We start from the raw sequence: 25943 nt of genomic DNA, 5'->3' as shown, positions 1-25943 counted from the left end.
TTAGCCCTCCTGCTTCTGCTCAGCGCGCTGGCGACGTGCGCCACCGCGACGTGGACGCTCACGACGACCGCGGGACGGGCGCTCGTCGCGTGCATTCATCAGGCTCTCGCGACGGCCGCCGACGACGTCACCCTTGTAGATCCACACCTTGACGCCGATGCGTCCGAAGGTGGTGTGGGCCTCGTAGGTGCCGTAGTCGATCTCAGCGCGGAGGGTGTGCAGCGGAACGCGACCCTCGTGGTAGCGCTCGGTGCGGCCCATCTCCGCGCCGCCCAGGCGACCGGAGCAAACAACCTTGATGCCCTTGACCTGCGGCTGACGCATAGCGCCCTGGATTGCCTTGCGCATAGCGCGACGGAAGGCAACGCGGTTGGTCAGCTGCTCAGCGATGGACTGTGCCACCAGCTGTGCGTTGGCATCGATGTTCTTAACTTCGAGGATGTTCAGCTGAACCTGCTTGCCGGTGAGCTTCTCCAGCTGGCCGCGGATGCGGTCAGCTTCGGAGCCGCGGCGGCCAATGACAATGCCCGGGCGGGCAGTGTGGATGTCAACGCGAACCCGGTCGTGGGTGCGCTCGATGACAACGTTGGCGATGCCGGCGCGGTCAAGACCCTCGGACAGGAAGTCGCGGATCTTGATGTCCTCGGCGAGGTAGTCAGCGTACTGCTTGTCGGCGTACCAGCGGGAGCGCCACTCGGAAGTGATACCCAGCCGGAGGCCGTGGGGGTGGATTTTCTGGCCCACTACTGAGCACTTCCCTTCTGGCTCTCGACGACCACAGTGATGTGGCTGGTGCGCTTGCGGACGTGGAATGCACGACCCTGGGCGCGGGGGCGGAAACGGCGCATGGTCGGCCCCTCGTCGGCGTAAGCCTCAGAGACGACCAGCGTCTGCGGGTCCAAGCCGAAGTTGTTCTCGGCGTTGGCGGCGGCCGAAGCAACGACCTTCGCGACCGGCTCGGAAGCGGCCTGCGGAGCGTACTTCAGGATCGCCAGTGCGTCCTCGACGGACTTGCCACGGATCGTGTCGATCACGCGGCGTGCCTTCATCGGAGTGACGCGGACGAAACGCGCGGTTGCGCGTGCGGTGGTTACGGTGTCAGACATGATTATCGACGACCCTTCTTGTCGTCCTTGACGTGACCCTTGAAGGTCTTCGTAGGAGCGAACTCACCTAGCTTGTGACCGACCATGGAATCATCGATGAACACCGGCACGTGCTTGCGACCGTCGTGGACGGCGAAAGTGTGGCCGATGAAATCGGGGAGAATGGTCGAGCGACGGGACCACGTCTTGATGACGTTCTTGTTGCCCTTTTCGTTCTGAGCGTCCACCTTCGCAAGGAGGTGTTCGTCGACGAATGGGCCCTTCTTCAGGCTGCGTGGCATTCTCTACTACCTCCTCTTAGCGCTTCTTGTTCTTGTTGGAGCGACGACGGCGAACGATCATCCGGTCGCTGGGACGGTTCGGCTTGCGGGTGCGTCCCTCAGGCTGACCCCAAGGAGACACAGGGTGACGACCACCGGAGGTCTTACCCTCACCACCACCGTGCGGGTGGTCAACCGGGTTCATAACAACACCGCGGACGGTCGGGCGTACGCCCTTCCAGCGCATACGGCCGGCCTTGCCCCAGCGGATGTTGATCTGCTCCTGGTTGCCGACCTCGCCGATGGTGGCGCGGCAGCGAATGTCTACGCGACGGATCTCGGAAGACGGCATACGCAAAACTGCGTACTTGCCTTCCTTACCCAGCAGCTGGATGGAGGCACCAGCGGAACGAGCCATCTTGGCGCCGCCGCCCGGCTTCAGCTCCACAGCGTGGATGGTGGTACCGGTCGGGATGTTGCGCAGCGGCAGGTTGTTGCCAACCTTGATGTCGGCGTTCGGGCCGGACTCCAGCAGCGTGCCCTGCTTCAGGCCGCGGGGGGCGATGATGTAACGCTTCTCGCCATCGCGGTAGTGCAGCAGCGCAATGTTAGCGGTGCGGTTCGGGTCGTACTCGATGTGAGCGACCTTGGCGATCACGCCGTCCTTGTCGTTACGACGGAAGTCGATAACTCGGTAGCGGCGCTTGTGGCCACCACCCTTGTGACGGGTCGTGATGTGGCCGTGAACGTTACGGCCACCGGTCTTCGACAGCGGGCGCAGCAGAGACTTCTCGGGAGTCGAACGGGTAATTTCCGCGAACTCGGAGACAGAACTCTGGCGGCGACCCGGCGTAGTCGGCTTGTACTTACGAATAGCCATACTTTTGCTTCCTCTTTACCTTTCGGTGTCCGGCCGCCTTAGGCGGTCGCTCCACCAAAGATGTCGATCGGATCGCTGCCGGCGACCAGGGTCACCATGGCGCGCTTGGTTGCCTTACGCTGGCCGTAGCCGGTGCGGGTGCGCTTACGCTTGCCCTCACGGTTAACGGTGTTAACGCTGGCGACCTTCACACCAAAGATCTGCTCGACGGCAATCTTGATTTGGGTCTTGTTAGAGCTGGGGTGAACCAGGAACGTGTAGACGTTCTGCTCCATCAGGCCGTAGGACTTCTCAGATACGACCGGGGCGATGATGATATCGCGAGGATCAGCTACAGTGCTCACTTTGCCTCCTCCTTGGTCTTATCAGCGGCGTTGATGAAAGCGTTCAGTGCCTCCACGGAGAACACAACGTCGTCCGCGTTCAGAACGTCGTAGGTGTTCAGCTGGTCGTTGACCAGGGTGTGCACCTGCGGCAGGTTGTTCACGGACTTCCATGCGGTGACGTCTTCGCGGGTCAGGACGACCAGCACGGACTTGCGGTCCGTCAGACGCTCGATGAAGGCGCGTGCAGCCTTGGTGGACGGGGTCTGGCCCGGGACCAGCTCCTCAACCACGTGAATGCGGTCGTGACGCACGCGATCGGTCAGGGCGCCGCGCAGAGCGGCGGCCTTCATCTTCTTCGGGGTGCGCTGGGAGTAATCACGCGGCTGCGGGCCGTGGACCGTGCCACCACCGGTGAAGTGGGGAGCGCGGATGGAGCCCTGACGTGCGCGACCGGTGCCCTTCTGGCGGAACGGCTTACGGCCACCGCCGGACACCATGCCACGAGTCTTCGTAGCGTGGGTACCCTGGCGCTTTGCTGCGAGCTGAGCGGTAACAACCTGGTGCATCAGTGCGACGCTGGCCTCTGCATCGAAGATGGATGCGGGCAGCTCGACCGTGCCGTTGGTCTTACCGTCAGCGGTGTGGACATCAAGCTTTAGATTGCTCATGCGTGTGCACCGCCCTTCACTGCGGTCTTGACAACGACGAGACCGCCGTTGACACCCGGAACTGCACCCTTGATCAGGAGCAGGTTGGACTCTGCGTCGACCTTGGCCAGCTTCAGGTTCTGCTGGGTAACGCGGTTGTTACCCATGCGGCCTGCCATGCGCTTGCCCTTGAACACGCGGCCGGGGGTGGCTGCCTGTCCGATGGAGCCCACGCGGCGGTGAGCGGCCTGGTTACCGTGAGCAGCACCCTGGCCGGCGAAGCCGTGGCGCTTCATGCCGCCGGCGTAGCCCTTGCCCTTGGTGGTGCCCGTCACGTCGACGAACTTGACATCGTTGAAGATGTCTACGGTGACGTCCTGGCCAACCTCGTAGCTGGATGCGTCTGCAACGCGGATCTCAGCAACGTGGCGGCGCGGAGTCACGCCGGCCTTCTTGAAGTGACCAGCTGCAGGCTTGTTTACCTTGCGCGGGTCGATCTCGCCGAAGGCGATCTGTACGGCCTCGTAGCCGTCGGTTTCCTTGGAACGCACCTGGGTTACGACACAGGGCCCAGCCTCGACGACGGTGACCGGTACAACACGGTTTTCCTCGTCGAAGATCTGGGTCATGCCGAGCTTCTTGCCCAGGATGCCCTTGATCTCAATATCACTCATATTTTCTCTTCCGCTGCCGTTTCAGTAGTTCAGACTCGTTTGCCGCTTACTGAATGTTGACGTCGACGCTGGCCGGAAGATCGATGCGCATGAGGGCGTCAACGGTCTTCGGGGTTGGGTCGAGAATGTCGATCAGACGCTTGTGCGTACGCATCTCAAAGTGCTCGCGCGAGTCCTTGTACTTGTGCGGAGAGCGGATGACGCAGTACACGTTCTTTTCAGTTGGCAGTGGCACTGGGCCGACAACACGAGCGCCGGTACGGGTAACCGTCTCGACGATCTTCTTGGCAGAAGCGTCGATAGCCTCGTGATCGTAGGCCTTGAGCCTAATGCGGATCTTCTGTCCCGCCACGCTTGTCCTCTTCCTTCAAAGCGCTTCCCTGCTATTTAAAACAGCTGGTAGTCACGCTTCTTATCTGTCTTAGTCTTAACGCTGTCCGGCCTTGGGGCCTGGTCCAGTCGCCAGTGTCGCTTGTGTCTTACATTTACTTGTTTGTGCCATCGACGGATAGCGGGTCATTCGGTTTTAATGAACACACGCCATTCGCACTTGGTTTATCAAGTGATGTAACAACACCCGGTTCCCGCCCCTTGCTCGCTCCATGGCCGGATTCGTTTTACCGAGGCCTTATTTACGAAATATATGGAGTACAAGCTTGGAAACGTGTTCCGCGCCTTGTCGGAAGGGAATCCCTTCGCTTACTGCCGCTGTTCATTTACCATGCCCCATCCTCCGGCACCCGCGGTCGGGCGTGTCGCCTCTCCGCTTTTTAAGTACCGCACAGCAAAGCAGCCCCGCTGTGACCCTTCGGATCACTGTCGCGAGGTTCTTCACCGACGATGGATCATGCTCACTTCACCATCGACATCTTCTTGGTCCAGCCTCGCTGCTGCGCTGCTGGCCTCATATGCCGTGTTAAAGCAACGTCAAGTATTCAACCACACCGGGCGCGCCGAAACCAAATCACTTCTGTCTTTTCTATTTTGACGCCCCTACGCGCCGGTGACCTTTTACCTCCGTAGCCCTTTGAGCACTAGAATCGCCACGTAAGTTCAGATCTCACATGCATGGCGTTGAGGTGGCGTCATAAATAAGGAGAGACAGCTATGAGCGACTCCCCCAACGTTTCCCCGAACGGTGCACGCCCCGACTCGGCTCACCACTCCGCCAAGCGCGGCCACGGGGTTATCCTCCCCTCTAAGGAGACGTCTCGCTCAACCAATGGGCGCGATGCGTCTTTCGCGCCACGAAGAGGAAGCGCTCAGCACGAGGTGGCGCAGCGCCGCCGCGCAGAAGTCGCTGCACGGGCAGAGGGTCGCCCGTTGCACCGAAAGGAAGACCCAACCCCTCGGAGAGCAAAACCCGCACCCCAGAAGGCGCAGAAGACACAGAAGACGCAGCCGGCACAGAAGTCAAGGCGCGAGCATCGCATTCAGCAGTCGAGAACTCGGCGGATTGTGGCGAGCCTTGGCGTGGGTATTGTCGTCATCCTTGCCGTGGTGGCGGTGTGGCAGCGGGAGGCGCCAGTCAAGCCGCCGGAGGGGCTGGAGACCAACGAGGTGATCGCCGAGCAGTCGCCGCCGATCGCACCTTCCGCGGCGGAGGAAATGTTCATTCCGACTATCGACGTGCATGCCGACTTTGAGGATGGCGCGTGCAGGGTGAAGGACGGTGCCATCGACCCGGCAACCCTGGATAAAGCATGTACCTACACCGCCGCCGATAAGCCCTACTCCCTGCCGGGCACGAGCTCCCCGGACATTGTGGTGATCGCCGGCCATACCGGCGCGGGAGTGCCCGCAGTGTTTGACAAACTCTACGACGGCTCCGCCGACCACCATCGGGTGAAGATCGGCGACAAACTCTATCTGCGCACGGCAGATTCCGGCGATAACTGGCTGGTCTACCAAGCCACCGACCTGCACGATCCGGTCAAGGAGGGATTGTCGGAGGACTCCAGCGTGTGGGGTGAGGGCGCTACCCCGGGGCGCCTACTGACCATTAGTTGCATCCAGCCCGCCAACCCCTTGCAATCTTCGGTCCGCAATGCGGTTGTGGGCTGGCAGTTCCAGGGCACCTCAAACACGGCGTCCGAGGCCGAAACGGAAAGCCCCCGCTAGCAATCCTTAAAGATCATCACCCTCCTCGCGCCTACAACGCGGTTTCACCCAACCCCCAAAAAAAGGGTAGCTTGAACGATAGTCATAACCTTTGGTAGCGATATGTGGGTACACGGTGCTAATGTTACGCATGTTGCGTGTGACGCTAATCGCACGTTCTCATCACCAACTTTTTAGAGGAGACACCATGAAGCGTTTCTCACAGTCCCTGACCGCAGTTGCGATGGCCAGTGCCCTCGCTCTCGGCGGCGCAACCGTTGCACAGGCACAGATTCCGGCACCCGCAGAACTGACCATTGATGGCGTTCTGTACCAGCAGCAGGCTGACGGCTCCTACAAGTCCAACCCCGAAAACGGTGACCCCGTCACCCTGACGGCCGAGCAAGCTCAGGCTGCGTGGGAGAAGCAGCAGGCAGACGAGCAGCCCGCTCCGGGTGAAGGCGGCGAGGAGACCCCGGACGATCAGAACGAGGGCATCCCTGCTCCTGCCACTAAGGTCGACAAGGACGGCAACACCTGCTACCAGCACATTCAGGATCCGACCGTGTACGTGAAGGATCGCAACAAGGTCAACGAGCCGATCACCGACGAGATGCGCGCTGAGTGCGTCTTCGATGAAACCGACAACGATGACACCACCCCCGGCTCCGACAAGAAGAATCTGGCTTGGCTGGCCCTGCCGGCAACCCTGATCATCGGTGGCATCCTCTGGCACCTGGCTAACGACGGCAACACCTACGTCCAGGACGAGAACAGCAAGGACGCTCCGTCTGAGGAAGAGAAGGCAGCTTCCGACAAGATGCTGACCGAGAACAAGGACGAGGTTATCGCTCAGGGCGGCCAGCTGGCTGACCAGGGCGCAGCCGACGAGTCTGCTAACAACCGCGGCATGCTGGCACAGACCGGCTCCAACACCGCTGCACGCGGCCTGGCTGCCCTGGCTGTTGTTGCAATGATCGCAGCCGGCGCCTTCGCTGTACGCCGCAAGCTGTTCGCATAAAGCAGCTCCACTGCGCCAACGCAGTTAAGCACTTCAAGCCCACCTCCTCACCCGGCTACAACACGGGAGCCAGGAGGTGGGCTTTTCGCAACTACAATCACCTTCTAGCGGAATTTGTAGGCGAATGGCGTTGAGGTGGCGTCACCTAAAGAAGGAACAGCAATGAGCGACTACCGCAACAACCCCGAATACCAGCGGCAACGGCGCGCCCTGGTGCGGAAACACCACCCCGACGCGGGAGGGACGGACGCCGAGCTGATCGACGCTCTGCGCGCCCTAGACGAGGCCTGGGACAGGCGCGCACGCCTGCGCCGCCAAGTCCGCGAACACCGGCCGAGCTTCATCCCCGAGGACAAGGCCGAGCAGGCTATGGATGTCGCCGAACAAGCCATGGGAGTAGCCGAGAACTTCGCCCGCAACGCCGGACGCCTCGCCGGCAACCTGCGCAATACGCTGCTTCACAAGCTGCCGCAGGAGTTCCGGCGCGGATACCGCGAGGGAGACAAATAAATGTCCACCCGTTACGAGCAAATCGCCCGGCAACTGCGCGAGGACATCCGCAACGGACGCTTCCAAGTTGGCGAACCCATCCCCAGCGAGAAAGCCCTGGCCGACCGCTTTGACGTCGCCCCCGGGACTATGCGACAGGCGCTCAATCAACTGGTGGACGAAGGCACCTTAAGTTCCAAGCGGGGCGCGCGGAAGGTCGTGCTGCGCATGCCCGCCCGCTTCCCCGAGATCTCGAAATTCCGTAGTTTCGCGCAGTGGGCCTACGGTCGCGGGCGCACCCCGGGCGGCCACGTCATCCACCAGGAATGGGTGGAGCAGACTGAAAAGGATGCCGAGCTCCTGCGCGTGCCCGCCGGCGAAAAAGTTCTGAAGGTTCTGCGCGTGCGCACTATCGACGGATCCCCCATAATGCTAGAGCGCACCCGCTACCCCGCCTGGGTAGGCACCAAGGTCGAGCCGATGGATCCCACCTGCCCGTCCGTGACCAACGAGCTGTCCGCCCGCCACGGCATTCATTTCTTCGCCGCCGACAACGTATTCTCCGCCGCGAAAGCCGGGGAGGTCGATGCGCGGTGGCTGCCCCTCGAGGCGGGCGATCCGGTTCTGGTGCACCGGCGCCTCTCACGCAATGCGAGGGGCACGCCGTTGGAGATGAGTGAGGATCGCTATATTGCGGACGCCCTCAGTATCGCCGTGCCCACATCTGGCAAGAACAACGATCTCAGCTGGACTACGTTGAATCGCTTCCCCTGGGGCTAGTTCCAGGGCTAACTCCGGGGCTATTTCCAGGGCATGCAGAAAGCCCCGGGCTCCTTGAAGGAACCCGGGGCCTTGAACCGTTTAGCGCCTACAGCGCTAGGCGGTGATCATGTGAGTAGTTAAGACTACTTGTTGATCTTGGTAACGCGACCAGCGCCAACGGTGCGGCCACCCTCACGGATAGCGAAGCGCAGGCCCTCGTCCATAGCAACCGGCTGGATCAGGGTGACGGACATGTCAACGTTGTCGCCCGGCATAACCATCTCGGTGCCCTCCGGCAGCTTCACGACACCGGTAACGTCGGTGGTGCGGAAGTAGAACTGCGGACGGTAGTTGTCGAAGAACGGGGTGTGGCGGCCGCCCTCGTCCTTGGACAGAACGTAGACGGAGCCCTCGAACTCGGTGTGCGGGGTGTAAGCGCCCGGCTTAGCAACGATCTGACCACGCTCAACGTCTTCGCGCTTCAGGCCACGCAGCAGCAGTGCGGCGTTGTCGCCAGCCTCTGCGGTGTCCAGCAGCTTGTTGAACATCTCGATGGAGGTAACGGTGGTCTTGGTGGACTTCTCACGGATGCCCAGGATCTCGACCTCGTCGTTCAGGTTCAGGACGCCACGCTCAACACGGCCGGTAACAACGGTACCGCGGCCGGTAATGGTGAAGATGTCCTCAACCGGCATCAGGAACGGCTTGTCGGTCTCGCGCTCCGGATCCGGGATGGAGTTGTCGCAAGCCTCCATGAGCTCCAGGATCTGCTTAGCCCACTTCTCGTCGCCCTCCAGAGCCTTCAGTGCGGAGATGTGAACAACAGGTGCTTCCTCGTCGAAGTCCTGCTCAGCCAGCAGCTCGCGGACCTCCATCTCGACGAGCTCCAGCAGCTCCTCATCGTCAACCATGTCGCACTTGTTCAGTGCAACCAGGATGTACGGAACGCCAACCTGGCGAGCCAGCAGAACGTGCTCGCGGGTCTGCGGCATCGGGCCATCGGTTGCAGCAACAACCAGGATGGCGCCGTCCATCTGAGCAGCACCGGTGATCATGTTCTTGATGTAGTCAGCGTGGCCCGGAGCGTCAACGTGAGCGTAGTGGCGCTTCTCGGTCTCGTACTCAACGTGGGAGATGTTGATCGTGATGCCACGCTCCTTCTCCTCCGGCGCCTTATCGATGGCGTCGAAAGCGAAGGACTTGTTGGCCTCGGGGAATGCGTCAGCCAGAACCTTGGTGATCGCGGCAGTGGTGGTGGTCTTGCCGTGGTCGACGTGACCAATGGTGCCGATGTTTACGTGCGGCTTGGAACGCTCGAACTTAGCCTTCGCCACTTTGTGTCCTCCTGGACTGCTCGGTGGCTACGACTCTCGCAGCCACATTAACTTTTATTTCCAACCAGTTGCTTCCCCGTAGTTTACGGGTCGCCCACTGGCTGGTTTTCTTACTTCTTGCCGAATATCAGATTATCCGTGTAACGAACATCTTCGCCTCGACTTTGTGCTTCGAGGCCAGTCGCGCTACACGCGAACTGGGTAACGGCCAGCACACCGCATCCTACGTCACTTTTGCCATCTAGAAAAATTTGCCCCCACGAGCAAACCTAAAACCCCACGAACATTGGGGTAATCAAGTTTTCTATGTTGTTATTTATTGACGCAGGGCTACGCCGTGCTGACCCCTACCCTGCAAGGCCCTTGGGCCCGTGATGCTCCCGCGACAGGCGCCCGGGGTGGTGGGCGCCCGAGGGGGCGTCACAAAGCTAAAGAAACCTTGCTTGGGGTCTTGCTTTAAGGGTTAAGCGTTGCCGCCAGTGCGCTCCGCGATGATCTCAGATGCGACGTTAGTCGGAACCTCGCCGTAGGAGTCGAAGATCATGGAGAAGTTCGCACGACCAGCGGTGCGGGAACGCAGGTCGCCGATGTAGCCAAACATCTCGGACAGCGGCACCTTGGCCTTGACAAGCTTGGCGCCGGCGCGGTCGTCCATGGAGGAAACCTGGCCACGGCGGGAGTTGATGTCACCGATGACGTCGCCCATGTACTCCTCAGGGGTGATGACCTCAACGGCCATCAGCGGCTCCAGCAGAACCGGCTTTGCCTTGGCAACGGCTTCCTTCAGCGCCTGGGAACCAGCCAGCTTGAAGGCCATCTCGGAGGAGTCGACCTCGTGGTAAGCACCATCCATCAAGGTGGCCTTGATGTTCACCAGCGGGAAGCCGGCCAGGTAGCCGTACTGCATAGCGTCCTGGATACCGGCATCGACAGACGGGATGTACTCCTTCGGCACGCGGCCACCGGTGACCTCGTTGACGAACTCGTAAGTCTGGTCGGAGCCCTCTTCCGGCTCGTAAGGCTCGAGCGCGATGATGACGCGCGCGAACTGACCGGAACCACCAGTCTGCTTCTTGTGGGTGTACTCCAGCTTCTCGACCGGCTTGCGGATGGTCTCGCGGTACGCAACCTGCGGGTTACCGATGTTCGCCTCGACCTTGAACTCGCGGCGCATACGGTCAACCAGAACGTCCAGGTGCAGCTCGCCCATACCGCCGATGACGGTCTGGCCGGTCTCCTCGTCCAGCTTGACGGTGAAGGTCGGGTCCTCTTCCGCCAGCTTCTGAATGGCGGTACCCAGCTTCTCCTGGTCAGACTTGGTCTTCGGCTCGATAGCCACCTCGATCACCGGATCCGGGAAGTCCATGGACTCCAGGATGACCGGATCCTGAGCGTCACACAGGGTGTCGCCCGTGGTGGTGTCCTTCAGACCAATGAAGGCGTAGATGTGGCCGGCGGAAGCGCGGTCCACAGCCTGCTCCTTGTTGGAGTGCATCTGGAACAGCTTACCGATGCGCTCCTTCTTGTCCTTGGTGGAGTTGGTGACCTGTGCACCGGACTCCACGGAACCGGAGTAAACGCGGACGTAGGTCAGCTTGCCGAAGAACGGGTGAACGGCGACCTTGAACGCCAGAGCGGAGAACGGCTCGTCCTTGGACGGCTTGCGCAGCTTCTCGGTCTCCGGATCCTTCGGGTCGTGGCCGACGATGGAGCCAACGTCCATCGGGTTCGGCAGGAAGTCGATGACAGCATCCAGGATCGGCTGGATGCCCTTGTTCTTGTAGGCGGAGCCACAGTAGACCGGGTAGACCTCGGAGTTAACGGTCAGCTTGCGGATCTGTGCCTTCAGCTCATCGACGGTGATCTCCTCACCGGCGAAGTAGCGCTCCATCAGCTCTTCATCAGACTCAGCAACGGTCTCGATGAGCTTCTCGCGGTACTCCTCAGCCTTCTCCTTCAGATCCTCCGGGATCTCCTCGTAGGTCGGCTCGGTACCGATCTCGACCTTGCCGCGCCAGGTCAGGGCGCGCATGTTCAGCAGGTCGACGATGCCGTCGAAGTCGTCCTCAGCACCGATTGGCAGAGCCATCACCAGCGGCTTTGCGCCCAGGCGGTCAACGATGGTCTGCACGGTGTAGTAGAAGTCCGCACCCAGCTTGTCCATCTTGTTGACGAAGCAGATACGCGGAACGTCGTACTTGGTTGCCTGGCGCCAGACCTGCTCGGACTGCGGCTCCACGCCTTCCTTGGCATCGAACACAGCGACGGCACCGTCCAGAACACGCAGGGAACGCTCCACCTCAACGGTGAAGTCCACGTGACCCGGGGTGTCGATGATGTTGATCTGGTTGCCTTCCCAGAAACAGGTGGTGGCGGCGGACGTAATGGTAATTCCGCGCTCCTTCTCCTGCTCCATCCAGTCCATCGTGGAGGCGCCATCATGGGTCTCACCGACCTTACGGTTGATGCCGGTGTAGAAAAGGATGCGCTCCGTGGTGGTGGTCTTACCAGCATCGATGTGCGCCATGATGCCGATGTTGCGGACCTTGTTCAGGTCGGTCAACGCTTCAAGTGCCACTGGGTTACCCCGCTCATTTCGTTGTTGAGCGACTTGGCCGGAACTTCCATGTTGTTCACATTGTTGTTCTTCAAGTGCTTTAAAAAGCCCCGCAAGCCGCAGGCGATTATGTACTCGTTCTATTGTGCCAGCTTTGTGCTGTCACGTCGCGTCGAGGCGTTCTTGACGCCCTCACGCGGTCAATAAAAACTATAGCCCCACTACCCGGATATGAAGTTTGGGCGGTGAGGCTATAGAGCCGCTGCTACCAGCGGTAGTGGGCGAAGGCGCGGTTGGCCTCTGCCATCTTGTGAGTGTCTTCGCGACGCTTCACGGATGCACCCAGGCCGTTGGATGCGTCCAGGATCTCGTTGGCGAGACGCTCGGTCATAGTGTTCTCACGACGCTGACGGGTGAAGGTCACCAGCCAACGCAGTGCCAGAGTGGTGGAACGGCCGGGGCGAACCTCAACCGGAACCTGGTAGGTAGCGCCACCAACACGGCGGGAGCGAACCTCAAGAGCCGGCTTGACGTTGTCGAGAGCCTTCTTCAGGGTGAGGATCGGATCGGTGCCGGTCTTCTCGCGGCACTGCTCCAGTGCGTCGTAGACGATGCGCTCTGCGGTGGACTTCTTACCGTCAAGGAGAACCTTGTTCACCAGCTGGGAGACGAGAACGTCGCCGTAAACTGGATCCTTGACTAGCTGTCGGGAAGGTGCTGGACCCTTACGTGGCATTGTTTACTTCTCCTTCTTAGCGCCGTAGCGGGAACGTGCCTGCTTGCGGTCCTTGACACCCTGGGTGTCGAGGGAACCACGCACGATCTTGTAACGAACACCCGGGAGGTCCTTCACACGACCACCGCGGACGAGCACCATGGAGTGCTCCTGCAGGTTGTGGCCCTCACCCGGGATGTAGGCGGAAACCTCGATACCGGAGGTCAGGCGAACACGGGCAACCTTACGCAGTGCGGAGTTCGGCTTCTTCGGGGTGGTGGTGTACACGCGGGTGCACACGCCACGGCGCTGCGGGGAGCCCTTCAGGGCTGCCGTGGCAACCTCGGACTTCTTGCTGTGGCGGCCCTTGCGGACCAGCTGCTGAATAGTTGGCATAGATGAACTTTCTTTCGGTTCTTTTCGGTGCAGTTGCGCAGCGCCGCCGTTTCAGAAGTGGCTGCCCTGCGGGTTGAGCATCTGTAGCTTGGGGATCTCAAAAAGGATCTGCACACACGAAAAATAAGGGGCTCTTCCTTACGGGGCCTCTTCCGTGGTGTATCACCCCACGCAATAACGTGGAGATCCCTGCATCGCACCCCAGCTGCACAACCGGCCTGCGCTAACTCGGTTAGCTTGTGGCCGCCACTGCACCAGCGGAGACAATACAATCTACGTCGCAAAGCTTAATACACCTTGCCTGCGCTACCAAATTCCCGGTTGAACAGCGTCCTCAGCACCTCCCTGGCCGGCACCGTGCTTACAATTATCCCGATGCCTTTCCACCAGTTTGACCTCGCAACCATCGGCGCGGGCCTCCCCGCCGCCGAACTGCTGTCGCGCATTCCGCAGCGCGGCCCGCTGGTGGTGGAGGCTCCCCCTGGAACCGGTAAGACAACCCTCGTCCCACCCGCGCTGTCCAATATTCTACAACCCCAAGCAGGCACGGCACCCCCGCCGAAAGTTCTGGTCACCGCACCTCGCCGTGTCGCCGTCCGCGCCGCCGCCTGGCGCCTCGCCCACCTCGACGGCTCCCGCGTAGGCGACCGCGTCGGCTACAGCATCCGCGGCGAACACCACCCCGGCTCCCTGGTGGAATTCGTCACCCCCGGCGTGCTTCTCAACCGCCTCCTGGCCGACCCCGCACTCGAAGGCGTGGGTGCGGTCCTCATCGACGAAGTCCATGAGCGCCAACTGGATTCGGACCTCGTGCTCGCCATGTGCCAGGAAGTTGCCCTGCTGCGCGAAGGCGACCCCGCCGGAGAGCTCTACCTCTGCGCGATGTCCGCTACCGTCGACACACAGAAGCTCGCCGACTATATGGGCGCGCAGGTCGTCTCCACCCCAGCGGTCACCCATCCGCTCGAGGTCACATACCACCCGCACCCCGAGCGCGCCCAGGGCTCGCCCGTGTTCTACCGCCACGTCGCGGACCTCGCCCTGCAGGCCCACTCGCACCACCGCGACTCCGGCCATCCTGACCACCGCACGCTGGTGCTCGTGCCCGGCCGCAAGGAGATCGACTGGGTGACCTCGCACCTGCCCGATTCCGCCCCGCTCCACGGCGGCCTGGATTCACGCGAACAAGATGCCGCCCTGACCGGCCGCTCCCCCATCGTCGTCGCCACCTCCATCGCCGAATCCTCCCTGACCGTCCCCGGCGTGCACGCGGTCGTCGACGCTGGTCTTTCCCGTACTCCCCGCCGTGATCAAGCCCGCGGAATGACGGGTCTGGTCACCACCTCAACCTCCAAAGCCAGCGCCGATCAGCGCGCTGGACGTGCCGGTCGCCTCGGCCCCGGCCAGGTCTATCGCGCCTACTCCGCAGCCGACTATTCCCACTTCGCACCGGACATCACCCCGGCGATCCTCTCGTCGGACCTCGTCGCCGCCGCCCTGACCCTCGCTGCTTGGGGGTCGCCCGATATTTCTCTTCTGGACGCCCCTCCGGCCGCCACCCTCACCGACGCCAACCGGGAGCTGCACGCCTTGGGCGCGCTGGACGGGAACGGCACGATTACCGAGACAGGTCAGAAGCTCGCGCGCATTCCCGCCGACCCGCGCCTCGGGGCGGCACTGCTGGCGCACGGCTCAGGCGCTGCCGAGGTTGTGGCCGCGCTGTCGACCGGCCTGCAGGGGGATCTCGCCGAGGCGAAGCCGCAGGCCTCAGAGGTTCGCCGCTTCGCGCGGATGGTGGACGACCAAGGCCCGGCCACCCCTGGTGAGGTGGTAGCCTCCGCGTACCCCGACCGCGTTGCGAAGCTAGTGGATAGGGGCAGCCGCAGCGCTGGCAGCGCCAGAGGTAGCGGCGGTAGCGGCGAGGATGCCGAGTATCTGCTGGCCTCCGGCACCCGCGCCACCCTCGCGCCGGAGCTACGCCGCCCGCTCGGCGGCTCCGAATGGCTGGCGGTTGCGGAGGTCCAGCTGGGCCGAACTCCCCTGATCCGCGCGGCCGCCCGGCTAGACCAACCGGACCTAGCGCAAGTACGGGAGGACGTCACTGCGCGCATCGCCGACGGTAAGCTCCGTGCGCGGCGCACCCGCCACCTCGGAGCCATCGAGCTATCCAGCACACCAGTCTCCATAAACCAGCTGGGTGCAGAAGAGAGAACCCAGGCCATCGCGGACTTGGCTACCAAGGGGCTCGGGTGGCTACAGATGACGGAGGGGGCGTCAAGAATAAAAGAAAGAGTCGACTACCTCCGCACGCAGCTCGGCGAACCGTGGCCGGACCTGGCGGCAGGCGACTACACGCCCGAGGCCGAACGGGTTGTGGCCGGCGAGAAAATCGCCGACATCGGCGCTTACCAGGCGATCATGCGGCAACTGCCGTGGCCCGAGGCAGGGCAGATGGACGAGCTCGCACCGGAACGGCTGGAAGTCCCCAGCGGTTCGGCTCCAAAGATCCACTACGAAACTGGCCGACCGATTGTGCGCGTCAAGCTGCAGGAATGCTTTGGCCTGGCGGACTCCCCCACCATCGCAGGGCAAAAAGTTCTGTTCCACCTACTATCGCCAGCGGGACGCGAGCTGGCCGTCACCGACGATCTGAAGAGCTTCTGGGATGGCCCCTACCAGGGCGTGCGTAAGGACATGCGCGGGCGCTATCCGAAGCACCCGTGGCCCGAGGATCCGTGGTCGGCAACGGCAACGAAGAAGACGAAGCGGGCGCTAGGTAGTTAGCGGCGCTTGCTGCCGAAAGTCTTGGTGAAGTTCAGGCCGCGGATCGGGGTGCGGATCGTCACGGACTGGCGGCCATCAGCACGCTGCGTAATGCGCATCGGCCCAACGCGAGTGGATCCACCTACGCCACCGGAAGAGGTGTTAATGCGGAACGGACCGAACTTCTTGGAGTTGCGAAACATCATACCCATGCAGCAAATCATAGAGCACCGCATGCCGTAGACACGCAAAAGCGGACGCCTCCCCAAGTACAAAGTCACTGGTACAAGGGGAAGCGCCCGCTGAAGGCTGCTGGCCGCCCTCCACCGGCGGGCAACCACTCAGCAGATCCGAACTACATCAGATCGATGTCGTCCAGCGGCACGGCAGCGCCGGTGAACTCGCCGTAAGTGTCGTCGGCGTAGAAGCCATCACCGAAGGAGGACGGCAGGGAGTAAGCCGCTGCGCGGGCCTCCTCCGTCGGCTCCACGCTGATGTTGCGGTAGCGGGAAATACCCGTACCGGCCGGGATCAGCTTACCGATGATCACGTTCTCCTTCAGGCCGATCAGCTTGTCGGAGCGCTTGTTGATGGCAGCATCCGTGAGCACACGGGTGGTCTCCTGGAACGAGGCGGCGGACAGCCAGGACTCGGTAGCCAGGGAAGCCTTCGTGATACCCATGATCTCCGCACGTACCTCCACCGGGCGACCGCCGGTCTTGACGGCTTCCTTGGAAGCAGCCACGGCGTCTCCGTGATCCACCAGGGAGCCCGGCAGGAACTCGGTCGAACCGGAGTCGATGACGGTCACGCGGCGCAGCATCTGGCGCACGATGATCTCGATGTGCTTGTCGTGGATGGCCACACCCTGATCGCGGTAGACCTTCTGGACCTCGTTGATCAGGTGCTGCTGCACGCCACGGCGGCCCATCACGCGCAGAACCTCGTGCGGGTCGGCAGCGCCCTTCAGCAGCTGCTGGCCCATCTTCACGTGGTCACCGTCGCGGATCGGGCGCTCCACGCCACCGGTGCCCAGCGTCGCCAGGCCCTGGCGCTTGGACAGCTTCTCGTACACCACATCGTCGGAGCCGTCGTCCGGCTCGATGGTCAGGGTGAAGAAGTTGTCGTCGTCCTCAATGCGCACCTTGCCGTCCACCGATGCAATCGGGGACTTCGCTTTCGGCACGCGAGCCTCGAACAGCTCCTGAACACGCGGCAGACCACCGGTAATGTCGCCACCGACACCACCCAGGTGGAACGTACGCATCGTCAGCTGGGTACCCGGCTCACCAATGGACTGGGCGGCGACGATACCAACGGCCTCGCCGATCTCCACCTTCTTGCCAGTCGCCATGGAACGGCCGTAGCAGGTGGAGCACACGCCGGTGTTGGTAGCACAGGTCATCACGGAGCGGACCTTTACTTCCTCCACGCCGGCCTCGAGGAGAGCCTGCAGCTCGCCCTCGCCAACGACATTGCCCTCGGCGACGATAACGGTGCCGTCGGAGGCGGTGGCGTCACTAGCTAGGTAACGACCCAGAACAGACGTTTCGACGAAGTCCGCAGCGGTGTAGTTACCGGTCGGCTTGCCCTCGGCGTCCAGAACCGGAACGGCTACCGGCATGACAGCGCTCTGCTTGGTGCCACAGTCGTCCTCGCGCACGATGACGTCCTGCGCCACGTCCACCAGACGACGGGTCAGGTAACCCGAGTCGGCGGTACGCAGTGCCGTATCGGCCAGGCCCTTACGGGAACCGTGGGAGTTGTTGAAGTACTCGAGCACGGACAGGCCCTCGCGGAAGGAGGTCTTAATCGGGCGGGTGATGTACTCACCGCGCGAGTTCGTAACCATGCCCTTCATGCCGGCCAGGGTCCAGATCTGACGCATGTTACCGGCAGCACCCGACTTCACGATCATCGGAATCGGGTTGTCATCCGGGTACAGGTCCTCGACGGACTGACCGACGTAGTCGGTGGCTTCCTTCCACAGGTCAACCAGGGACTGGTAACGCTCGGCCTCGTTGATCTTGCCGCGTGCCATTTTCTTCTCGATAACGCGGGCCTTGGCCTCGTAGTTATCCAGGACTTCCTGCTTGTTCGGCAGAACCAGCACGTCGTGCATGGTGATGGTCACACCGGAGCGGGTTGCCCAGTAGAAGCCGGCATCCTTCAGCTTGTCCACCGTCTGCGCCACGGTGATCATCGGGTACTTCGCCGCGAGGTCGTTAATGACGGAAGCCTGTGGCTTCTTTGCCATGACGCCCTCTACGTATGGGTAGTTCCACGGCAGCAGCTCGTTGAACAGCACGCGACCCAGGGTGGTCTCCGCCAGCCAGGTCTGGCCTCGCTGCCAACCATCCGGGAACAGCTCGGCCTCGATCTCCGCGGTCGGGCGCAGGTGGCTGATACGCACGTGGATCGGAGCCTGCAGGCCCAGCACGCCACGGTCGTAAGCCATGATCGCCTCGGCCAGGGAGGAGTACACGCCCTGTGCCGGGCCTTCCTCGGTGGCTGATACGTAGGCGCCCTGGCCACCAAATTCCTCCGGCTTCTTCAGCAGGGTCAGGTAGTACAGGCCGGTCACCATGTCCAGACGCGGCATAGCCAGCGGCTTACCGGATGCCGGGGACAGAATGTTGTTGGAAGCCAGCATCAGGATGCGAGCCTCGGCCTGCGCCTCTGCGGACAGCGGTAGGTGAACAGCCATCTGGTCACCGTCGAAGTCCGCGTTGAAGGCCTCACAGGCCAGCGGGTGCAGCTGGATGGCCTTACCCTCAACCAGGATCGGCTCGAAGGCCTGAATACCCAGGCGGTGCAGGGTAGGTGCACGGTTCAGCATCACCGGGTGCTCGGCGATGGCCTCTTCCAGCACGTCCCACACCTCGGGGCGCTGACGCTCCACCATGCGCTTGGCGGACTTGATGTTCTGCGCGTAGGACTTCTCCACCAGGCGCTTCATAACGAACGGCTTGAACAGCTCCAGGGCCATCAGCTTCGGCAGACCACACTGGTGCAGCTTCAGCTGCGGACCGACGATAATCACGGAACGGCCGGAGTAGTCCACACGCTTACCCAGCAGGTTCTGGCGGAATCGTCCCTGCTTACCCTTCAGCAGGTCGGACAGGGACTTCAGCGGACGGTTGCCCGGGCCGGTAACCGGACGGCCGCGACGACCGTTGTCGAACAGTGCGTCGACGGACTCCTGCAGCATGCGCTTCTCGTTGTTCACGATGATCTCAGGCGCGCCGAGGTCCAGCATGCGCTTCAGGCGGTTGTTGCGGTTGATTACGCGGCGGTACAGGTCGTTCAGGTCGGAGGTCGCAAAGCGGCCGCCGTCCAGCTGCACCATCGGACGCAGCTCCGGCGGGATAACCGGGATGCAGTCCAGAACCATGCCGGCCGGGTCGTTGCCGGAACGCAGGAATGCGGCAACGACCTTCAGGCGCTTCAGAGCGCGCAGCTTCTTCTGGCCCTTGCCGTCACGGATGACCTCGCGCAGGGACTCGGCCTCGGCCTCGAGGTCGAAGCTACGGATCAGGGTCTGGATAGCCTCTGCGCCCATGCCGCCGGTGAAGTAATCCTCGTAACGGTCGACCAGCTCGTTGTAGATGTTCTCATCCACAATCATCTGCTTCGGAGCCAGCTTGACGAAGGTGTTCCAAATTTCGTCCAGGCGGTCGATCTCGCGCTCGGCGCGCTCGCGGATGTGGCGCATTTCGCGGTCGGCTGCGTTCTGAACCTTCTTCTTGGCGTCACTCTTGGCGCCGGCTGCCTCCAGCTCCGCCAGGTCGTCCTCGAGAGTCTTGGCACGGTCAGCCAGCTCCGCGTCGCGCTCCTGCTCGACTTCCTTCTTCTCCAGCAGCATCTCTGCCTCGAGGGTGGACTGGTCGTTGTGGCGACCCTCCTCATCCACAGAGGTGATGATGTTGGCGGCGAAGTAGATGATCTTTTCCAGATCCTTCGGAGCCAGGTCCAGCAGGTAGCCCAGGCGAGAGGGTACGCCCTTGAAGTACCAGATGTGGGTAACAGGCGCGGCCAGCTCGATGTGGCCCATGCGCTCACGGCGAACCTTGGACTTGGTCACCTCAACGCCACAGCGCTCACAGATGATGCCCTTGTAGCGCACGCGCTTGTACTTGCCACAGCCACACTCCCAGTCGCGGGTGGGGCCGAAAATGCGCTCGCAGAACAGGCCGTCCTTCTCCGGCTTCAGGGTGCGGTAGTTAATGGTTTCAGGCTTCTTGACCTCGCCACGGGACCAGCGACGAATGTCGTCCGCAGTCGCTAGGCCGATGCGAAGCTCATCGAAAAAGTTGACGTCCAGCACGTGGACTTCCTTTCCCCTCCTCTTTCCGGAGGGCTTTGGGTAGTTACGGCGCCTGAAGCTGTGTCATTTGTCGGGCTCAGACGCCGAAAATACGGCGAATGTACGAAAGTCAGATGTTTAGGGTCGTCAACGCCCTAGCTGACATCCATGTCAGCATCCGGACGCTCGTCACGGGACAGGTTGATGCCCAGAGCCGCGTTAGCGTTCTCCAGTTCATCGTCATCGTCGGAGGACAACTCCATCGGGGTGCCGTCGGCGGCCAGAACCTCAACGTTCAGGCACAGCGACTGCAGCTCCTTCAGAAGGACCTTGAAGGACTCCGGGATACCAGGATCCGGAATATTCTCCCCCTTCACGATCGCCTCGTACACCTTCACACGACCAACCACGTCGTCGGACTTGATGGTCAGGAGCTCCTGCAGGGTGTAGGCAGCACCGTATGCCTGCATTGCCCACACCTCCATCTCACCGAAGCGCTGGCCACCGAACTGTGCCTTACCACCCAGCGGCTGCTGGGTAATCATGGAGTAAGGACCAGTGGAACGAGCGTGGATCTTCTCGTCGACCAGGTGGTGCAGCTTCAGCATGTACATGTAGCCCACTGCAACCGGGTACGGGAAGGGCTCGCCGGAGCGGCCGTCAATCAGGTTGGACTTACCGAAGTCGTCGACCTGGCGCTCGCCGTCGCGGTTCGGCAGCGAGGAACGCAGCAGGCCGGACAGCTCCGCGTTGGAAGCACCGTCAAACACTGGGGTGGCGGTCAGGGAGTCCGCCGGAATCTCGTACAGCTCCTCCGGCAGGGTCTCCAGCATCTTCTGGATCTTCGGATCCTGGGAGTCCGGGTCGACCTTCCAGCCGGCTTTAGCCAGCCAGCCCAGGTGCACCTCGAGGACCTGACCAATGTTCATACGGCGCGGCACGCCGTGGGTGTTCAGGATGATGTCGATCGGAGTACCGTCCGGCAGGAACGGCATGTCCTCCTGCGGCAGGATCTTACCGACGACACCCTTGTTGCCGTGGCGGCCGGCGAGTTTATCGCCGTCCTGGATTTTGCGCTTCTGGGCGACGTAGACGCGAACCATCTCGTTCACACCTGCGGCAAGGTCGTCGTCATCCTCACGGGAGAACACGCGAACGCCGATGACCTTACCGGTCTCGCCGTGCGGCACCTTCATGGAGGTATCGCGGACCTCGCGGGCCTTCTCGCCAAAGATGGCGCGGAGTAGGCGCTCTTCCGGAGTCAGCTCGGTTTCACCCTTCGGAGTGACCTTACCGACCAGGATGTCGCCGGCGCGGACGTCCGCGCCGATGCGGACGATACCGCGTTCGTCCAGGTCAGCCAGGACGTCCTCGCCCACGTTAGGAATGTCGCGGGTGATCTCCTCCGGGCCCAGCTTGGTGTCGCGGGCGTCAATCTCGTACTCCTCGATGTGGATCGAGGTCAGAACGTCCTCCTCAACCATGCGCTGGTTCAGGATGATGGCGTCCTCGTAGTTGTGGCCTTCCCACGGCATGAAGGCAACCAGCAGGTTCTTACCCAGTGCCATCTCACCGTTGTCGGTGCCCGGGCCGTCGGCGAGAACCTGGCCAGCCTCAACGCGGTCGCCTTCGTCCACCAGCGGGGTCTGGTTGTAGCAGGTGCCCTGGTTGGTGCGCTCGAACTTGCGCAGCATAAATGTGTCGCGCACACCCTCGTCATCCATGACGGTGATGTAGTCGGCGGAGACGTACTCGACCACGCCAGCCTTCGGCGCAATGATCATGTCGCCGGCGTCATAAGCAGCACGCAGCTCCATACCGGTACCCACGAACGGAGCCTCGGAGCGCAGCAGAGGCACAGCCTGACGCTGCATGTTGGCACCCATCAGTGCACGGTTAGCATCGTCGTGCTCGAGGAACGGAATCATAGCGGTTGCCACGGAAACCATCTGTCGCGGCGACACGTCCATGTAGTCCACCTCGGTGTACGGGACGACCTCCACGTCGCCGCCGCGCAGGCGAACCTCAATGCGCTCCTCGGTGAACCGGTGATTCTCGTCGAACGGGGTGTTCGCCTGAGCAATCACGTGGCGGTCCTCTTCGTCCGCAGTGAAGTAGTAAACCTCGTCGGTGATCTGCCCGTCCACAACCTTGCGGTACGGGGTCTCGATGAAGCCGAACGGGTTCACACGAGCGTAGGAGGACAGGGAACCGATCAGACCAATGTTCGGGCCCTCAGGAGTCTCGATCGGGCACATGCGGCCGTAGTGAGACGGGTGAACGTCGCGGACCTCCAGGCCAGCGCGCTCACGGGACAGGCCGCCCGGACCCAGCGCAGACAGGCGGCGCTTGTGGGTCAGGCCGGACAGGGAGTTGTTCTGGTCCAGGAACTGGGACAGCTGGGAGGTGCCGAAGAACTCGCGGATAGCTGCAGAGACCGGGCGAACGTTGATCAGGGAGGTCGGGGTGATGGACTCCGCATCCTGGGTGGTCATGCGCTCACGCACAACGCGCTCCATGCGGGACAGACCCACGCGAACCTGGTTCTGGATCAGCTCGCCGACGGTACGCAGACGACGGTTGCCGAAGTGGTCGATGTCGTCGGTATCGATCGGGATCTCGGTGCCGTCCGGGGAGGTCATCGACTTCTCACCGGCGTGCAGGCGCACCAGGTACTCGATGGTGGTCAGGATGTCCTCTTCCGTGAGGGTCATCACGCCATCAGTGTCGCCGCCCAGCCCCAGCTTGCGGTTGACCTTGTAGCGGCCAACCTTGGCCAGGTCGTAGCGCTTCGCCTTGAAGAAAGAGTTCTCCAGCAGAGCCTGTGCGGAGTCGCGCGTCGGGGACTCGCCCGGGCGCTGCTTGCGGTAGATCTCCAGCAGAGCCTCGTCGGTGTTGTCCACGCCATCCTTTTCGAGGGTGGACATCATCAGCTCGGAGAAGCCGAAGCGGTCGGTGATCTCCTGCGTGGTCAGGCCCAGGGCCTTCAGCAGCACGGTGACCGGCTGGCGGCGTTTGCGGTCGATGCGCACGCCGACGGTGTCGCGCTTATCCACGTCGAACTCGAGCCACGCACCGCGGGAAGGGATCACCTTCACGGAGTGCAGGGGACGCTCGGTAGAGGCGTCGATGGAGGCGTCGAAGTACACGCCCGGGGAGCGGACGAGCTGGGAAACAACGACACGCTCCGTGCCGTTGATAATAAACGTGCCCTTGTCGGTCATCATCGGGAAGTCACCGATGAAGACCGTCTGGGACTTGATCTCACCAGACATGGAGTTGGTGAATTCCGCGGTCACGTACAGCGGTGCCGCGTAGTTGATGTCCTTATCCTTCGCCTCGTCGATGGTGGACTTCACGTCATCGAAGCGAGGCTCGGACAGGGTGAGGGACATGTTCTCGGAGTAGTCCTCGATCGGAGAGAGCTCCTCGAGAATCTCCTCGAGTCCGCTCATAATGCGGACATCCTCCCCTGCCTCTGCTTGGGCGCGGGCAGGCCACTCAGGCGTGCCAACGAGCCAAGCGAAGGACTCTCGTTGGAGGTCAAGAAGGCCTGGAACCTCGATCGGAGCGTCGATCTTCGCAAAGCTGTGTCGCTGCGGAGCTCCGGGAATTCCGGCCACTGAGCTGGTCTGGCGGGAGACTGCCAAGATGGGTCCTTCCAGCACAACATCGGTCGACACTACGTGGTGGAGCTGTAGTGTGCGATCGTGATTGTGTGTGTACGGTCTCGTGATGGTCGATTTAGTTGGATTTTCCCTGCCAAACTATCCCCACGCAGAAACGACTAAACGACTTTGTCAAATGGCCTTTCTGGCTCGTTTGGCAAAGTCTGCTTCATGCGTAATGTCTTCACATCACTTCTGCGTAGCTTTGTAGTCGTTTCGTTGTAGCCGATAGCTCAACAAATCAAATCCAGCGCAACGAACTATCCTATAGCATGGCTGCGCGAATGTCTAGGCTTCCCCCGCCCGACGCGCAACCCTACGCTTGGCGCGCCGCCACAGAACCAACACCACGGATGCTGCTGCCACAATAACACCCGCGACAATCAATGCAACCCCCCATTTATCGGTGTGGCGCTGTCCACTGACCTCCATGGCCTGATCCAGCATGGACTGCGTCACCCGCTGTGGGGTCTTGCCGTGGAACTGCAGCAGGTTCTGCACGTCCTTACCGGAGTCGTCGCGGTATGTGTCCTTCACGTTCTCCTCCACACTCACCAGCAGGCCGGACTTCGGCTCTACCGCCAGCTCGCGCCAGCCTTCGTGGAACAACTGAGCGCGCTGTGGCTTGCCATCCTCCCCTTCAACGGTGATGGTGTTGCGCACTCCCGCGTACTCCTTGGCCACGGAGGTTGCCGGGATCTCCTGACGGAAGACGTACAGCTCGTGCTCGCGCCCGTCAGCGGTGGTGACATTGCGAGTACCGGTGAACTCCGCAGGCAGCGCGCGACGTAGCGTCATATCGAAATAGTCATAAGAGCGCTGCTCAGTACCCTGCGGGAACTTGGCCCAATAACCGGCGATCTCGCCGTCGGTGGCCGGGGTAGCGGGAGTGTCCGAGACCTTCGCATCCCCCTTCGCCTCGCCCGTTCGGCGATCCACGGTAAAGCTCCAGACCTGTGCGTCCAGCAGCGATTCCAGGTCGTCCTCCACGTCCGTGCGAGCGGTGGTCACACCGACGCGCGCGCTGGCTTCATCGTCGGTGGCGGGCTCCTCGAGCGTGATCTTGAACTGGCGGTTGACCGGCGCCGTCACGTCCTCTTTGCCGTCAAGCCCCTGGTAGTTCGGACCGATCACCGCGGCAGGGTCGTTCAATGTAAGCGTCGTCGCGGCCAAGTCTAGAGGCACGGCCTTGTCGTTCGATACAACCTTTGGGAGCATGACGCCCACAGTGATCAGCGCTACGCCAATCAGTGCACCAAGCGCACCCAGGATATAGAGGCCTTTGCCGGAGCCCTTTTTGTTCGTCACTTCTCTGCCACCATCTGCGATTAGATCAGCTTTTAGTTTTCCGCATGCCTGAAGAACTGGGCACACGATTCAATATTTGTCATTTAAGCGTAGCAAGACAACAAAAAACCGCCGGAAATCACGGAACGTGATTCCCAGCGGCTTTGATTTGGCTGCGCATTCGGAGCTAGGCCAAAGCGCGGAAAGTAAGGCGAGCTTACTTGAGGGAGACCTTTGCGCCAGCCTCTTCCAGCTTGGTCTTAGCAGCCTCAGCGTCATCCTTGGAAGCGCCCTCCAGGATAGCCTTCGGAGCACCCTCAACCAGCTCCTTGGCCTCCTTCAGGCCCAGGCCGGAGACGATCTCGCGGACAACCTTGATAACGCCGATCTTCTTAGCGCCTGCGTCCTCCAGAACGACGTCGAACTCGTCCTTCTCCTCAGCAGCAGCGCCGCCCTCAGCGCCCGGAGCAGCAGCAACGGCAGCAACCGGAGCAGCAGCGGTGACGTCGAAGACCTCTTCGAATTCCTTAACGAACTCAGACAGTTCGATGAGGGTCATTTCCTTGAAAGCCTCGATGAGCTCGTCCTTGGTGAGCTTAGCCATGATGGCATCCTTTCGTAGTTGCGCCGGTGGGCCGAAAAGTGTTGGCGA

At 61.8% G+C, this 25943-nt stretch carries 22 protein-coding genes; 5 read left to right on the top strand and 17 right to left on the bottom strand.

Translation table 11 applies throughout. From position 1 onward, the window contains the following. The 8 genes from rpsC to rpsJ are packed head-to-tail and all read right to left on the bottom strand — an operon-like array spanning position 1 to position 4245. Entirely contained in the window at positions 1-744 is a 744-nt protein-coding gene (rpsC, locus tag MHX63_RS03770; RefSeq protein ID WP_005291959.1) for a 30S ribosomal protein S3, read from the bottom strand. After that, positions 744-1106, bottom strand: coding sequence for a 50S ribosomal protein L22 (rplV, locus tag MHX63_RS03765; RefSeq protein WP_005291960.1), 363 nt, complete (start codon positions 1104-1106; stop codon positions 744-746). Before rplV ends, rpsC begins: the two co-directional genes overlap by 1 nt. 2 nt (positions 1107-1108) lie before the next feature. Then, positions 1109-1387 carry a 30S ribosomal protein S19 gene (rpsS, locus tag MHX63_RS03760; RefSeq protein ID WP_005291963.1) on the bottom strand — a complete coding sequence of 93 codons (279 nt, stop codon included), beginning with the start codon at positions 1385-1387 and terminating at the stop codon, positions 1109-1111. Between the two features lie 16 nt (positions 1388-1403). Then, positions 1404-2246: a 50S ribosomal protein L2 gene (gene rplB, locus MHX63_RS03755; RefSeq protein WP_034986205.1), complete on the bottom strand. Its 843-nt coding sequence runs from the start codon at positions 2244-2246 to the stop codon at positions 1404-1406. A gap of 38 nt (positions 2247-2284) precedes the next feature. After that, positions 2285-2590: a 50S ribosomal protein L23 gene (gene rplW / locus MHX63_RS03750; protein WP_011274165.1), complete on the bottom strand. Its 306-nt coding sequence runs from the start codon at positions 2588-2590 to the stop codon at positions 2285-2287. Then, positions 2587-3240 carry a 50S ribosomal protein L4 gene (gene rplD / locus MHX63_RS03745; RefSeq protein WP_011274166.1) on the bottom strand — a complete coding sequence of 218 codons (654 nt, stop codon included), beginning with the start codon at positions 3238-3240 and terminating at the stop codon, positions 2587-2589. Before rplD ends, rplW begins: the two co-directional genes overlap by 4 nt. Then, positions 3237-3893 (bottom strand): 50S ribosomal protein L3, encoded by a 657-nt coding sequence (gene rplC, locus MHX63_RS03740; protein ID WP_034986206.1) that lies wholly within the window; start codon positions 3891-3893, stop codon positions 3237-3239. Before rplC ends, rplD begins: the two co-directional genes overlap by 4 nt. Positions 3894-3939: 46 nt before the next feature. Continuing rightward, positions 3940-4245 carry a 30S ribosomal protein S10 gene (gene rpsJ, locus MHX63_RS03735; protein ID WP_010120790.1) on the bottom strand — a complete coding sequence of 102 codons (306 nt, stop codon included), beginning with the start codon at positions 4243-4245 and terminating at the stop codon, positions 3940-3942. A gap of 755 nt (positions 4246-5000) precedes the next feature. Between rpsJ and MHX63_RS03730 the strand changes: the two genes are divergently transcribed. The 4 genes from MHX63_RS03730 to MHX63_RS03715 all read left to right on the top strand — a co-directional run bounded on the left by MHX63_RS03730 (position 5001) and on the right by MHX63_RS03715 (position 8283). Next, complete coding sequence (locus MHX63_RS03730; RefSeq protein WP_239387301.1) at positions 5001-6014, top strand: sortase; 1014 nt, start codon at positions 5001-5003, stop codon at positions 6012-6014. 187 nt (positions 6015-6201) lie between these two features. Next, positions 6202-7014, top strand: a complete 813-nt coding sequence (locus tag MHX63_RS03725) for a hypothetical protein (protein ID WP_239387300.1) — start codon at positions 6202-6204, stop codon at positions 7012-7014. A 162-nt stretch (positions 7015-7176) separates the two neighbouring features. Next, complete coding sequence (locus MHX63_RS03720; protein WP_239387299.1) at positions 7177-7524, top strand: hypothetical protein; 348 nt, start codon at positions 7177-7179, stop codon at positions 7522-7524. Further along, positions 7525-8283 carry a GntR family transcriptional regulator gene (locus tag MHX63_RS03715; protein WP_239387298.1) on the top strand — a complete coding sequence of 253 codons (759 nt, stop codon included), beginning with the start codon at positions 7525-7527 and terminating at the stop codon, positions 8281-8283. It begins immediately after the preceding gene. Positions 8284-8408: 125 nt separating this feature from the next. Here MHX63_RS03715 and tuf read toward each other — a convergent pair whose 3' ends face one another. The 4 genes from tuf to rpsL all read right to left on the bottom strand — a co-directional run bounded on the left by tuf (position 8409) and on the right by rpsL (position 13267). After that, positions 8409-9599, bottom strand: coding sequence for an elongation factor Tu (gene tuf / locus MHX63_RS03710; protein WP_035003019.1), 1191 nt, complete (start codon positions 9597-9599; stop codon positions 8409-8411). A gap of 463 nt (positions 9600-10062) precedes the next feature. Then, positions 10063-12177 (bottom strand): elongation factor G, encoded by a 2115-nt coding sequence (gene fusA / locus MHX63_RS03705; protein WP_239387297.1) that lies wholly within the window; start codon positions 12175-12177, stop codon positions 10063-10065. A gap of 244 nt (positions 12178-12421) precedes the next feature. Further along, entirely contained in the window at positions 12422-12892 is a 471-nt protein-coding gene (gene rpsG, locus MHX63_RS03700; RefSeq protein ID WP_239387296.1) for a 30S ribosomal protein S7, read from the bottom strand. A gap of 3 nt (positions 12893-12895) precedes the next feature. Then, complete coding sequence (gene rpsL / locus MHX63_RS03695; RefSeq protein ID WP_034986217.1) at positions 12896-13267, bottom strand: 30S ribosomal protein S12; 372 nt, start codon at positions 13265-13267, stop codon at positions 12896-12898. 375 nt (positions 13268-13642) lie between these two features. Here rpsL and MHX63_RS03690 point away from each other — a divergent pair, with 375 nt between their 5' ends. After that, positions 13643-16051: an ATP-dependent RNA helicase gene (locus MHX63_RS03690; RefSeq protein ID WP_239387295.1), complete on the top strand. Its 2409-nt coding sequence runs from the start codon at positions 13643-13645 to the stop codon at positions 16049-16051. On the opposite strand, the gene MHX63_RS03685 is transcribed toward MHX63_RS03690, so the two are convergent. From MHX63_RS03685 to rplL, 5 genes are all read right to left on the bottom strand, one after another. Continuing rightward, positions 16048-16242 carry a DUF4236 domain-containing protein gene (locus MHX63_RS03685; RefSeq protein ID WP_239387294.1) on the bottom strand — a complete coding sequence of 65 codons (195 nt, stop codon included), beginning with the start codon at positions 16240-16242 and terminating at the stop codon, positions 16048-16050. The genes MHX63_RS03690 and MHX63_RS03685 overlap by 4 nt on opposite strands. A 143-nt stretch (positions 16243-16385) precedes the next feature. Further along, positions 16386-20357, bottom strand: coding sequence for a DNA-directed RNA polymerase subunit beta' (locus MHX63_RS03680; protein ID WP_239387293.1), 3972 nt, complete (start codon positions 20355-20357; stop codon positions 16386-16388). A 134-nt stretch (positions 20358-20491) separates the two neighbouring features. Further along, positions 20492-24004: a DNA-directed RNA polymerase subunit beta gene (locus MHX63_RS03675; RefSeq protein ID WP_239387369.1), complete on the bottom strand. Its 3513-nt coding sequence runs from the start codon at positions 24002-24004 to the stop codon at positions 20492-20494. Between the two features lie 288 nt (positions 24005-24292). Beyond that, entirely contained in the window at positions 24293-25312 is a 1020-nt protein-coding gene (locus MHX63_RS03670; RefSeq protein ID WP_239387292.1) for a DUF3068 domain-containing protein, read from the bottom strand. Between the two features lie 196 nt (positions 25313-25508). Continuing rightward, positions 25509-25895: a 50S ribosomal protein L7/L12 gene (gene rplL, locus MHX63_RS03665; protein ID WP_011274179.1), complete on the bottom strand. Its 387-nt coding sequence runs from the start codon at positions 25893-25895 to the stop codon at positions 25509-25511. Positions 25896-25943: the final 48 nt, after the last annotated feature.

It is taken from the genome of Corynebacterium sp. ACRQK (assembly GCF_022345965.1).
Lineage (GTDB): Bacteria > Actinomycetota > Actinomycetes > Mycobacteriales > Mycobacteriaceae > Corynebacterium.
Note: the sequence above shows the minus strand (reverse complement) of the source record. Positions and strands in the feature narration are given on the sequence as shown.

Coding starts and splice junctions, on each gene's coding strand:
- rplV (WP_005291960.1), bottom strand. CDS start 1,106: ATGTCTGACACCGTAACCACCGCACGCGCAACCGCGCGTTTCGTCCGC.
- rpsS (WP_005291963.1), bottom strand. CDS start 1,387: ATGCCACGCAGCCTGAAGAAGGGCCCATTCGTCGACGAACACCTCCTT.
- rplB (WP_034986205.1), bottom strand. CDS start 2,246: ATGGCTATTCGTAAGTACAAGCCGACTACGCCGGGTCGCCGCCAGAGT.
- rplD (WP_011274166.1), bottom strand. CDS start 3,240: ATGAGCAATCTAAAGCTTGATGTCCACACCGCTGACGGTAAGACCAAC.
- rplC (WP_034986206.1), bottom strand. CDS start 3,893: ATGAGTGATATTGAGATCAAGGGCATCCTGGGCAAGAAGCTCGGCATG.
- MHX63_RS03730 (WP_239387301.1), top strand. CDS start 5,001: ATGAGCGACTCCCCCAACGTTTCCCCGAACGGTGCACGCCCCGACTCG.
- MHX63_RS03725 (WP_239387300.1), top strand. CDS start 6,202: ATGAAGCGTTTCTCACAGTCCCTGACCGCAGTTGCGATGGCCAGTGCC.
- MHX63_RS03720 (WP_239387299.1), top strand. CDS start 7,177: ATGAGCGACTACCGCAACAACCCCGAATACCAGCGGCAACGGCGCGCC.
- MHX63_RS03715 (WP_239387298.1), top strand. CDS start 7,525: ATGTCCACCCGTTACGAGCAAATCGCCCGGCAACTGCGCGAGGACATC.
- rpsG (WP_239387296.1), bottom strand. CDS start 12,892: ATGCCACGTAAGGGTCCAGCACCTTCCCGACAGCTAGTCAAGGATCCA.
- rpsL (WP_034986217.1), bottom strand. CDS start 13,267: ATGCCAACTATTCAGCAGCTGGTCCGCAAGGGCCGCCACAGCAAGAAG.
- MHX63_RS03690 (WP_239387295.1), top strand. CDS start 13,643: ATGCCTTTCCACCAGTTTGACCTCGCAACCATCGGCGCGGGCCTCCCC.
- MHX63_RS03685 (WP_239387294.1), bottom strand. CDS start 16,242: ATGGGTATGATGTTTCGCAACTCCAAGAAGTTCGGTCCGTTCCGCATT.
- rplL (WP_011274179.1), bottom strand. CDS start 25,895: ATGGCTAAGCTCACCAAGGACGAGCTCATCGAGGCTTTCAAGGAAATG.